The 11,580-nt window shown below is 70.9% G+C and carries 10 protein-coding genes; 9 read left to right on the plus strand and 1 reads right to left on the minus strand.

The annotated features are described in order from the left end of the window. Nucleotides 1-344: 344 nt before the first annotated feature. Genes J8M50_RS10585 through J8M50_RS10595 form a run of 3 tightly spaced genes read left to right on the plus strand, consistent with a single transcriptional unit; the run spans nucleotide 345 to nucleotide 2,626 of the window. A complete protein-coding gene (locus tag J8M50_RS10585) occupies nucleotides 345-698 on the plus strand; it encodes a histidine triad nucleotide-binding protein (protein ID WP_010354865.1) in 354 nt (117 codons plus the stop codon). A 6-nt stretch (nucleotides 699-704) separates the two neighbouring features. Next, nucleotides 705-1,616 carry a ribonuclease Z gene (locus J8M50_RS10590; protein WP_010354864.1) on the plus strand — a complete coding sequence of 304 codons (912 nt, stop codon included), beginning with the start codon at nucleotides 705-707 and terminating at the stop codon, nucleotides 1,614-1,616. Nucleotides 1,617-1,636: 20 nt separating this feature from the next. Then, nucleotides 1,637-2,626, plus strand: coding sequence for an adenosine deaminase (locus J8M50_RS10595; RefSeq protein WP_010354863.1), 990 nt, complete (start codon nucleotides 1,637-1,639; stop codon nucleotides 2,624-2,626). On the opposite strand, the gene J8M50_RS10600 is transcribed toward J8M50_RS10595, so the two are convergent. Further along, entirely contained in the window at nucleotides 2,623-3,636 is a 1,014-nt protein-coding gene (locus tag J8M50_RS10600; RefSeq protein WP_010354862.1) for a heme/hemin ABC transporter substrate-binding protein, read from the minus strand. The two genes, J8M50_RS10595 and J8M50_RS10600, sit on opposite strands and share 4 nt — an antisense overlap. 87 nt (nucleotides 3,637-3,723) lie before the next feature. On the opposite strand from J8M50_RS10600, the gene J8M50_RS10605 reads away from it, so the two are divergent. The 6 genes from J8M50_RS10605 (at nucleotide 3,724) to J8M50_RS10630 (ending at nucleotide 11,482) form a co-directional block, all read left to right on the plus strand. Further along, nucleotides 3,724-4,485 carry a neocarzinostatin apoprotein domain-containing protein gene (locus J8M50_RS10605; RefSeq protein ID WP_107116067.1) on the plus strand — a complete coding sequence of 254 codons (762 nt, stop codon included), beginning with the start codon at nucleotides 3,724-3,726 and terminating at the stop codon, nucleotides 4,483-4,485. 53 nt (nucleotides 4,486-4,538) lie between these two features. Then, entirely contained in the window at nucleotides 4,539-5,504 is a 966-nt protein-coding gene (locus J8M50_RS10610) for an HtaA domain-containing protein (RefSeq protein WP_010354860.1), read from the plus strand. A gap of 75 nt (nucleotides 5,505-5,579) precedes the next feature. Continuing rightward, nucleotides 5,580-6,116, plus strand: a complete 537-nt coding sequence (locus J8M50_RS10615; protein ID WP_010354858.1) for a neocarzinostatin apoprotein domain-containing protein — start codon at nucleotides 5,580-5,582, stop codon at nucleotides 6,114-6,116. A gap of 98 nt (nucleotides 6,117-6,214) precedes the next feature. Further along, entirely contained in the window at nucleotides 6,215-8,803 is a 2,589-nt protein-coding gene (locus J8M50_RS10620) for an immunoglobulin domain-containing protein (protein WP_010354857.1), read from the plus strand. Between the two features lie 65 nt (nucleotides 8,804-8,868). After that, nucleotides 8,869-10,158, plus strand: coding sequence for a glucarate dehydratase family protein (locus tag J8M50_RS10625; protein ID WP_010354856.1), 1,290 nt, complete (start codon nucleotides 8,869-8,871; stop codon nucleotides 10,156-10,158). 181 nt (nucleotides 10,159-10,339) lie between these two features. Continuing rightward, a complete protein-coding gene (locus J8M50_RS10630; RefSeq protein ID WP_075824497.1) occupies nucleotides 10,340-11,482 on the plus strand; it encodes a carbohydrate kinase family protein in 1,143 nt (380 codons plus the stop codon). Nucleotides 11,483-11,580 lie beyond the last annotated feature (98 nt).

The raw sequence follows: 11,580 nt of genomic DNA on the forward strand, positions 1-11,580 counted from the left end.
AGGGGCGCGGGGCTGTATCGATATGCGGCTCCGCCGCGCGGGCGCGACCGTACCCGAACGCTGCTGTACTCCTGCGCTCGCGGGGCGGTAGGCGTACAACCGGGCGGACGGTGCTGCTTGAGGTGCGGTGAGTCGTCTTACCTAAGGGGCGCGGGGAACTGCGCGACTAGCCACGTACTAGCCGCACCCCGCCGCCGTACCCCTGCGCCCGCGAGCCAGCCGGACGGTGCTGCTTGAGGCGCGGTGAGTTGTCCCACCCAGGGGCGCGGGGAACTGCGCGACCAGCCACGGACCCGCCGCACCCGTACGACTACCATTCGCCCTACTACCTAGGAGGGACACGTATGACAGGAGAGCCGCAAGACGGGTGTCTGTTCTGCAAAGTTGTTGCTGGGCAGATTCCGGCGACCATTGTGCGCGAGACTGAGACTACCGTTGCCTTTCGGGATATCAATCCTCAGGCGCCTACTCATGTGCTCGTGATTCCCAAGGCGCATTATGAGGACGTCGGCGCTCTTGCTGCGGGAGCCCCGGAACTCGTTGCCGATGTTCTGCGGGAGACCCAGGCCGTCGCCGACGAGGAGAAGCTCGACAGTTATCGGACCGTTTTCAATACAGGTACCGGTGCTGGACAGACTGTGTTTCATGTGCACGCCCATGTCCTCGGCGGACGCGGGCTCCAGTGGCCTCCGGGGTGATTCTGCGTGTCTGTGCGTGAGTTGACAGTGCTGGGTACAGCCAGCCAGGTGCCCACCCGGCACCGTAATCACAATGGGTATTTTCTGCGGTGGGATGCCGAGGGAATCCTTTTCGATCCCGGCGAGGGAACGCAGAGGCAGATGGTCCGGGCCGGAGTCGCCGCGCACGATCTGCATCGGATCTGCGTCACCCATTTCCACGGGGACCATTCGCTCGGACTGGCCGGGGTGATTCAGCGGATCAACCTCGACCAGGTACCGCATCCGGTCACCGCCCACTATCCGCGTTCAGGCCAGCGCTTCTTCGACAGACTCCGTTACTCCACCGCGTACAGGGAAACCGTCGGCATCACGGAGGCCCCGGTCGCGGGCAGCGGCATGATCACGCTGGCCGAGGGCCCCTCGTACACCCTGGAAGCACACAAACTCGCGCACCCGGTGGAGTCGTACGGCTACCGCCTGATCGAGCCGGACGGCCGCCGCATACTCCCGGCCCGCCTCGCAGAGCACGGCATCAAGGGCCCGGACGTGGGCCGAATCCAACGAGAGGGCGCACTGGGAACCGTCACGCTGGACGACGTGAGCGAGCTGAGACGCGGACAGCGGTTCGCGTTCGTGATGGACACCCGCCTGTGCGACGGAGTACACGCACTCGCGGAGAACTGCGACATGCTGGTCATCGAATCGACGTTCCTGGACGAGGACGCCCAACTCGCGGAGGACCACGGCCACTTGACGGCGTCACAGGCGGCAGCAGTCGCGAGGGACGCCGGCGTACGCCACCTCGTCCTCACCCACTTCAGCCAGCGCTACACGGACCCGGAGGAGTTCGAGCGCCAGGCGAGATCCGCGGGGTTCGAGGGCGAGCTGACCATCGCCAGGGACTTGATGCGAGTGCCGGTTCCGAAACGTCGGTAAAGCGGCCGTACGATACTTGGATGCCCATCCCCAAAGCTGAACTGCACCTGCACATCGAAGGCACCCTGGAGCCGGAACTCGTGTTCACGCTGGCCGAGCGCAACGGCGTGACGCTGCCGTACGCGGACACGGAGGCCCTGCGGCGGGCGTACGACTTCGCGGACCTCCAGTCGTTCCTGGACCTGTACTACGCGCTGATGGCGGTCCTGCGCACGGAACAGGACTTCGCGGACCTCGCGGACGCGTACCTCGCGAGGGCGGCGGCGCAGGGCGTCCGGCACGCGGAGATCTTCTTCGACCCGCAGGCGCACACCGCGCGCGGCGTCGAACTGGGCACGGTCGTCGAGGGGTTGTGGCGGGCGCTCGGCGAGAGCGAGGCGAGGCACGGCATCTCCACCCGCCTGATCCTGTGCTTCCTGCGCGACGAGTCCGCCGAGTCGGCGATGGAGACCCTGGAGCTGGCGAAGCCGTACCTCCACCGTATTACGGGTATCGGTCTCGACTCCGCCGAGGTCGGCCACCCTCCGGCGAAGTTCCGCGAGGTGTACGAGGCTGCCGGCTCTCTGGGACTACGCCGGGTAGCGCATGCGGGGGAGGAGGGCCCGGCCGCGTACATCACGGAGGCCCTCGACGTCCTCGGCGTGGAGCGGATCGACCACGGCCTGCGCTGCGTGGAGGACCCGGCGCTGGTGGAGCGGCTGGTCCGCGAGCGGGTACCGCTGACGCTGTGCCCCCTGTCCAACGTACGGCTCAAGGCGGTCGACACCCTCGCCGACCACCCCTTGCCCGCGATGCTGGACGCCGGTCTGCTGTGCACGGTCAACTCCGACGACCCCTCGTACTTCGGCGGCTACGCGGGCGACAACTTCGACGCGGTCGCCGCTGAACTCGGCCTGAAGCAGGAGCAGTTGCGCGAGCTGGCCCGCAACTCCTTCGTCGCGTCCTTCCTGGAGGACGACGAGGAGCGACGGGCCAAGTACCTCGCGGAGGTCGAGGCGTACGTCTTTTAAGGCTGGTGGATCCTGTCCACCAGGATGTCGATGACGAGCGGTGTACGCGGGCCGAAGCTCAGCAGGACGCCGTCCTCCATGTCGACGACCTGCTCGTTCATCCCGGCGGGGGTCTGGGCGATGCCGGGCACCTGGAGCAGACCGTTCAGGCCGCCGACCGAGTCGAGCCCCTTCGTCATCATCAGGATGACGTCGGGGCTCGCCTGTGCGAGCGCCTCGGTGGTGATCGGCGTGAACGGCCGCGTGAACCCGGCGGCCACGCCCGCGTCCTGAGCCCCCGCCGCCTCCAGCAGCGAGTCCGCGCCCGACCCCTTCCCGCCGATCAGGTACACGGCCGCACTGCCCCGCATGTAGAGGAACGCGACCTTCGGCCTGCTCCCCGCAGGCACCCCGGCCCGCGCCTCCGAAAGCTCCTTCCCCATCCGCGAGTTGAGCGCCTTCCCGGCGTCGGGGACGCCAAGTGCAGTCGCGATCCGGGTCGTTCGCGTCGTCACGTCGGCCAGCTTCGTCGCCGGGTCCAGGACGACGACGGGGACCCCGGCGGCGCGGATCTGGTCGATCGCCTCCTCGGGGCCCGTGTCGGTGTCGGCGAGCACGACCGTCGGCCTCAGCGACAGCACGCTCTCCGCGCTCACGTCGTGCGCCTTGGTGACCTGCGGAAGCTTCTTCGCCTCCTCGAACGTCGCCGTGATGTCCCGCCCGACGACGTTCTTCCCGAGCCCGAGCGTGAACACGGTCTCCGCGACCCCGCCGTTGAGCGGCAGGATGCGTGAGGCGTCCGCGACGGTCACCTTCCGGCCGTCCGAGGAGTCGACCGTGACCGGCAACTCCGGTGCGGGGGCGGGGTCTTCGAGCGGTACGACGGTGTTCTCGGCGAGCCGCTCCACCGCGACGGCGGCCCGTGCGCTCGTGGTCTTCGGTGCCTCCCGCGTGTCGCTCGCGCCGCCTGTGCCGCAGGCCGCCGTCAGCAGCGCGAGGCCCGCCCCCAGGGCGGCCAGTCGTCTCCGCATGGTCTTTCCTCTCGGCGATGCTTGGCAGTTCCTTGGTGATTAGTTTAGGTTAGCCTTCCCTTAGTTTCGCTAGGTGGGGGTGTGCTCATGGCGTCGGCAAGTGGCGTACGCAGCAAGGGAGTTGTGTGTTCTCTCGCGGCCGTCGCCCTGTTCGCGACCGCCCCGACGGCCTCCGCCGCGAGCGGTACCGCCTCGGGTCCCGAGGGCCAGAGACTCACCGTGTCCAAGACGTCCGGCCTCGCCGCGACGGGCGAGACGGTGACCGTCAGCGGCACCGGCTACAACACGGAGAAGGGCATCTACGTCGCCTTCTGCGTCGACAACGGCCCCGGCAAGACGCCCACGCCCTGCGTCGGCGGCGTCGACATGTCCGGCGAGTCCGGCGCGTCCGTGTGGGTCTCGTCCACCCCCCCTTCCTACGGCGAGGGGTTGGCCGAACCGTACGGCGGCAGCGCGCATCAGGGGACGTTCAGCGTCCAGCTCAAGGTGCGGGCGAAGGACGCGAACACCGACTGCGCGGCGGCCGGGGTGACGTGTGCGGTCATCACGCGCAACGACCATACGCGGGGCGGCGATCAGAGCCAGACCGTGCGGGTTCCGGTGACGTTCGGGGGCGCGGACTCCGGTGCTACGGGCGGGAGTTCGACCTCGCCGAGTGCTACTGCGTCCGCCTTGGCCACGGGCGGTTCCTCGGGGTCGGTGACCTCCTCCGCGCCGTCCGGGTCCATGGCCGACACCGGGTCCGGCCTCGCGCTTCCGCTGGGGATCGCCTCGGCGGGGCTGCTGGCGGCGGGTGGGGGTGCGTGGGTGTGGGCTCGGCGTCGGCGAGAGCTGAAGTCCCCAGGCTGACGTCTCATCAACTTCCGTACCCAGAACTCCATACCCCCGAGAGGGAACCGAACATGGCGAAGAGAACGGCCGTCGTCTCCCTGGCGACCGGCGCCCTGCTCGCACTCGGCAGCCCCGGCGCGCTCGCCGGTCAGGAGCTGCCCGGCGTCACCGAAGGGCGGGCCGCCTGGTCCGGCATCGACGGTGAACTCGCCGCGCGGGGTGTGTCGTTCGGCGTGACGCAACCCGCCGTCGAGTCGGCGGGCGTCTCCTTCCCGGCCGTCGGCGGTGGGCTCGACGTCCAACGGGCCTCGGGGGAGGTGCGGTTGGGCGGCGCCGTCCGGCTTGACGGCGCCGAGGGTCAACAGCCCCTGGTCCTCGCCGGGTTGACGCTGCGGCTCAGCGGGGAAGCGGGCACGCTCCAGGCTCGTACAGCCGTGGACGGGCGGGCCCGTGAGGTGACGCTCGCGGAGGTCGCCGCGCCCGACGCGGGGCCCGTCGTCCGGGAGGGCGCCGTGACGTGGGCCGGGTTGCGCGCCGAACTCTCCGAGGAGGGCGCCGAGTTGCTCTCCTCCTGGAGCGGGCGGGGGTTCGTGGCCGGAGACGGGCTCGGGGTGCTCGACGTGACGGTCGGCACCGGGGTTGCCGAGGAGCACGTCGGGGCACCGGCCACGAACCCCACGCCGACGCCGGGGAGTTCGGGTGCGGAGGCGTCTCCCGAGGCTGCGGCTGCCGTCTCCCTCACCCGCCCCACCCTCCCCGCCGGGGGCCAACAGCGCCTCACCGGCGAGGGGTTCACCCCCGGCGCGGTGCTGCTCGTCGCGATCGACGGGGACACCCGGTATCAGGCGGTGGCCGACGGCGACGGCCGATTCGCGCAGGACTTCCCCGTGTACGGCAACGCGGCCCGGGGCGCGCACGCGGTCGAGGTGACGGCGGTGACCGGTGAACAGGCCGTCGTAGGCGCCGAGTTCGAGGTGGGCGAACCCGTGGGCCGAGTCGCGTACGCCACAGCTCCTTTACCGTCCCTTGACAAATAACCGAAGATCGTAATTAGGTTAGCCTTACCTAAATTCAGGTCATTCAGGCTTGGACCGATCAGAAGGGTCTCCCTCATGAGAGTCGCCTCCGCCCGCACCGCCGCCCGCGCCGGTCTCGCCGTCGCCGCCGCGTCCGCGCTCACTCTGGGCCTGGCCACCTCCGCCTCCGCCGCGACCGCCACCCGCACGGTCACCGACGGCGGCACCACCTACACCCTCTCCCTCACCTCGCCGGGCACCGCGACCGCCGCCGGGCAGGTCGTCACCGTCTCCGGCTCCGGCTACAACACCGGCCAGGGCATCTATGTCGGCCTGTGTGTCGTCGACGGCGCGGCCGGCGTCAACAAGCCGACCCCCTGCCTCGGCGGCCAGGACGAGTCCGGCTCCACCGGCGCCTCCCACTGGGTCAACAACACCTACGGCGGCCTCTTCGCCAACAGCTCCAAGTTCGGTACCGGCGGCACCTTCAGCGTGAACGTCTTCGTCAAGGCCACGCTGGACGACGGCAGTGTCTGCGGCCAGGACGTCGAGTGCGCGGTCGTGACCCGCGCCGACCACTTCGACACGAACGACCGCGCCTACGACGTCCACGTGCCGATCACCTTCCAGTAGTCCCGCACTACTCCTGCTCTCCGAGGGGCGCCTGCTGCGGGGTGCCCCTCGGTACCGCTCAGGTACTACCCGGGTACTACCTCTCCGAGGGACCTCTCATGACAGACGACACCCCCGCCCGGCGGCTGAGACGGCCCGCCGCTCTGCTCGGCGCGGTGGCACTCGTGGCCGCGACGGCGACGGCGACGGCGGTCACGGTGGGCCCGGCCGCACAGGCCGCCGACACCCCCCGTACCGCGTACGGCAAGGACGGCCAGCGGCTCACCGTCTCCGCCTCGGCCGGACTGGCTCTTGAGGGGGAGACCCTGAGGGTGACCGGCTCGGGGTACGACGTCAGCAAGGGGGTGTACGTCGCGCTCTGCAAGGACAACGGCGACAACCGCATCCCCACCCCCTGCCTCGGCGGCGCCGACCAGACCGGCGGCAGCGGCGCGTCCCGGTGGATCGTCCCCGCCGACTCCACGGAGGCCCCCGCCGGGGCCGCCGAGAAGTGGGGTGCGGGCGGTACTTTCGACGTACGGCTCGACGTCAGGGCGAAGGACGGCGGCCTCGACTGCACGCAGACCGCCTGCTCGGTCGTCACCCGCGTCGACCACAACGCACCCGGCGATCGCTCCCAGGACGTACGCATCCCCGTCACCTTCCAGGGCCAGGACCCGGGTGGTGGCGAGGACGGCGGCGTGGACGTCCCCGCCGGGACCGTCTCCTACGCGCAGGCCGCAGAGTTCACCACCGCGGGTCGTCCCCTGGACGTACTGGTCCACCCCGACTCCGGGAAGCTGTACGTCGGTTCGGACAACATCCCCGACACCGCAGACATCGCCGAACAGGGCCTCTACGCCCTCGACCCGGCCACCGGAAAGCTCCTCAGCCACATCGCCCAGGCGCCCGGCGCGGGCGGGACGCTCGCCGCGCGCGTGGTCCGGCAGATCGTCGCCCCGCTGCCCGGCGACGGCGTCTCCTTCCACTTCCCGCTGCGCGGCCTCGCCACCGCCAAGGACGGCGACGCGCGCGCCGAGGGCACCTGGCTGAACGGCTCGACCGTCACCGGCACCGGGCCCGCCACCGCGTCCACCGTCCTCGTCGCGCAGGGCGCCACCCTCTCCGAGGTCGAGACCCTCACCGGCACGGTGAAGCGGACCATCTCCCTCGAAGGTGGTGCCCAGTTGGGCGGCGATGCCGTCAACGGCGTTGTCTGGTCGGTGGGTTCGGCCGACGGCAAGAAGGTGCTGCGGCGCGTCGACACGAGGTCCGCCGCCTTCGCGGTCACCGCGACCGCCGAACTCCCCGCCGGTTCCGTCTACTTCGTCGAGGTCGACCCGGCGAACGGCAGCGTGTGGGTGGCCGTCGACGACGCCGTCCTCGTCCTCGACAAGGACGGCAAGCTCCTCAAGACGCTCACCGCGAAGGACCGTCCGCTCGCGATGGCCTTCGACAAGGTGTCCGGGCGCGCGTTCGTCCTGCGCGAGGACTACGGCACGGCGGCCGAGGGCGCCGACGGTAGCGGCTCGCTCCAGATCCTCGACAGCGCGACCTTCGAACAGGCCGCCGCGCCCGTCGCGTTGCCCGGCAGCATCGCGGGCACGGTCTACGCGGGCGTCGCGGTCACGCCCGGCGCGACCTCCGTCTACCTCACCAAGTACGCGGAGAGCAAGGTCGTCAAGGTGGACCTGCGGGTGTCGCCCGAGGTCACCCAGACCCCGACGGACCAGACGGTGTTCGCGGGGGACGAGGTCACCTTCGTCGCCGCCGCCGAAGGGGTCCCCGCGCCGGGGCAGAAGTGGGAGGTCAGCGCCGACGACGGGCAGACCTGGAACGTCGTCGCGGGCGCCACGTCCCGGACGTACTCCTTCACTGCGCGCGCCGCGCAGGACGGCTATCGCTACCGCGTCGTCTTCTCCAACGCCGGTGGTACGACACGGAGTTCGGAGTTCACGCTGACCGTGAAGGAAGCCGGTGCCACCACCGGCGGCGGTGAGACGCCCGGGGAGACCATGCCGTCCGGGACCCGGACCGTCACCGGCGCCGAGGGGCAGAAGCTGACCGTCACGCCGGTCAACGACCTGGCCGTCGAGCAGCAGACCGTGCGGGTCACCGGGTCCGGGTACGACGAGGCCAAGGGTGTCTACGTCGCCCTCTGCGTCGACAACGGTGCCGGGCAGCTGCCGACGCCGTGCATCGGGGGCGTCGACATGACCGGCGCGTCGCACTCCTCGGCGTGGATCTCCTCCAACCCGCCTGATTACGGCGAGGAGTTGGCGACGCCGTACGGGGACGGGGGGACGTTCTCCGTCTCGCTGGCCCTCGATGCCAAGGACGCGTACACCGACTGCTTCAAGGTGACGTGCGTGCTGGCGACCCGGGCCGATCACACGCTGTCCGGGGACCGGTCGCAGGACGTCAAGGTGCCGGTGAGTTTCGTGGGGCAGGCGCCGGTGGAGACCGATCCGGAGACGGGGACTACGAGTACTACGGGTACTACGGGTAGTACCGGGTCCACGGGGGACGACTCAGGTACTACGGGTACCACGGGTATTACGTCCTCCGGGGGGTCCCTCGGAGGTACTACGACCACCGGGGGAAGCCTCGCCTCCACCGGGGTGACCGTCGGCGCGGTCGCGGGCATCGCGGCGCTGCTGGCGCTGGCCGGGGTCTACGCGATGCGGCGGGCTCGGACGCTCCATTGACGGCTCAGGTTCACGTATATAACCTATGTTTCCGTACATGGATACGTTGAGAGGGAGATGACCAGGTGGACCTCACGATCGCCGACGTACGCCTCACGCCGATCCTGGTCGCGGACCCGCCGCTGCTGAACACGCAGGGGGTGCACCAGCCGTACACCCCTCGGCTGATCGTCGAAGTCGTCACCGCGGACGGGGTCGCCGGGCTCGGGGAGACCTACGGGGACACCAAGTACCTGGAGCTGGCGCGGCCGTTCGCGGAGCGGCTCGTCGGCAGGTCCGTCGCCGATCACCACGGGCTGTTCACGGTCATGAACGGGGTGGACGTCGACCGCGCGCGGGTCGTCGACCAGGTCGACGTCGGCGGGCTGCGGGGCGTACAGACCGCCGACAAGCTGCGGCTGTCCGTCGTCTCCGGGTTCGAGGTCGCCTGTCTCGACGCGCTCGGCAAGGCCCTCGGGCTGCCCGTGCACGCGCTGCTCGGCGGGAAGGTGCGCGATGCCGTCGAGTACAGCGCGTACCTGTTCTACAAGTGGGCCGAGCACCCCGCCGGCGTCCCGGCCGAGCGGGACGACTGGGGGGCCGCCCTCGATCCCGCCGGGGTCGTCGAGCAGGCGCGGAAGTTCACCGAGCGGTACGGGTTCACGTCGTTCAAGCTCAAGGGCGGGGTGTTCGCGCCGGCGGAGGAGATCGCCGCGGTCCGCGCGCTCGCCGAGGCGTTCCCCGGGCATCCGCTGCGGCTCGACCCCAACGGGGCGTGGTCCGTCGAGACGTCCCTGACCGTCGCCAAGGAACTCGGCGACGTCCTGGAGTACCTGGAGGACCCCGCGCTCGGCACCGACGCGATGGCCGAGGTCGCCGCGCGGACCGGAGTGCCGCTCGCGACCAACATGTGCGTCACGACGTTCGCCGAGATCCCCGAGGCGTTCACCCGGGGCGCCGTCCAGGTCGTCCTCTCCGACCACCACTACTGGGGTGGGCTGCGCAACACCCAGCAACTCGCCGCGGTCTGCCGCACGTTCGGCGTCGGCATCTCCATGCACTCCAACACCCACCTCGGCATCTCGCTCGCCGCGATGACCCACGTCGCGGCGACCGTCCCCGACCTCCACCACGCCTGCGACTCCCACTACCCGTGGCAGTCCGAGGACGTCCTCACGGAACGCCTCACGTTCGAGGGCGGCAAGCTGACCGTCTCCGACGGCCCCGGGCTGGGCGTCGAACTCGACCGCGACCGGCTCGCCTTCCTGCACCAGCGGTGGCTGGACGACGACGGCACGCTGCGGGACCGCGACGACGCGGCGGCGATGCGGGTGGCCGAGCCGGGGTGGGAGACGCCTTCAGTGCCTCGGTGGTGAGGCGGGGCGTGTTTTCGAGGGGCACGCGCGCGTAGGTGGGGTGGTGCGGGCCTGTTGAGGGGCCTGTTGTCAGTGGGGTGGTGCACACTGGCCGGATCGGCACACTCGCGAGGACGCACCGCCGTGGGGGCGTTCACGGGACGCGGGTTGCCGGATCGGCACCACTCGCAGGGAGCGCACCGTGACCCCGTCCGACGCGTCGGCAGGAGAGACCGTACCGAGGAGCAGGATCCGCCAGGACCGGCAGTGTCCGATGGATCCGCTGGCCGGGGTGCGCGCGCCCGGCGATCCGGCGTGCGACGTGTACCTGACCGGGACCGTGTTCCTGGACATCATCTTCACGGGTCTGGCCTCCGCACCCGTGCGCGGGACCGAGTCCTGGGCGCGCGGCATGGGCTCAAGCCCCGGCGGCGTGGCCAACATGGCGACCGCGCTGGCCCGCCTCAACCTGCGCACGTCCCTCGCGGCGGCCTTCGGCGACGACCACTACGGCGAGTACTGCTGGGACGCGCTGGAACAGGGCGAGGGCATCGACCTGACGCCCTCGCGCACGGTCCCCGGCTGGCACTCCCCGGTCACCGTGTCGATGGCGTACGAGGGCGAGCGCACGATGGTCTCCCACGGCCACGAGGCGCCCCCCGAAGAGCCCGCCCCCGCCTGCCCCCCGCCCGCGCGCGCGGCGGTCGCCTCGCTCACGCCGGGCAGGCGCGAGCCGTGGATCGCGCAGGCCGCGTCGAAGGGGACGAGGATCTTCGGCGACGTCGGCTGGGACGACACCGGCGCGTGGGACCTCGCCGGGCTCGCCGACCTGGAGCACTGCGAGGCGTTCCTGCCCAACGCGGAGGAGGCGATGCGGTACACGCGCACGGACTGCCCCCGCGAGGCCGCGCACGCGCTCACCGAACACGTACCGCTCGCGGTCGTCACGCTGGGGGCGCAGGGCGCGTACGCGGTCGACCGGCGCACCGGCGAGACCGCCGAGGTGCCCGCGATCGCCGTCGAGGCGCTCGACCCCACCGGCGCGGGGGACGTCTTCGTCGCCGGCTTCGTCACCGGCACCCTCGCCGGCTGGCCCCTCGCCGACCGCCTCGCCTTCGCGGGCCTCACCGCGGCCCTCTCCGTCCAGGAGTTCGGCGGTTCCCTCTCCGCGCCGGGCTGGTCCGAGATCGCCGCGTGGTGGCGCAAGGTCCGCTCCGTGGACACGCAGGACCCCGAGGCCCTGCGCCGGTACGCGTTCCTCGCGGACCTCCTGTCCGACGGTGACGCACGGCCCTGGCCGCTGCGCAGGGCCGTCCCGACGATCGGCTTCAGACGCTCGGCGTGAACCCGCGCGCGGGGGCGCCGGGAGCGACGTACCCGGCCCCCCGCCGCACCCCGTACGGCCGTGCGAAAACCCCTACGGCGTTGTCAGTGGCAAGGCGT

The sequence above is a fragment of the Streptomyces acidiscabies genome (assembly GCF_020010905.1).
Classification (GTDB): domain Bacteria; phylum Actinomycetota; class Actinomycetes; order Streptomycetales; family Streptomycetaceae; genus Streptomyces; species Streptomyces acidiscabies.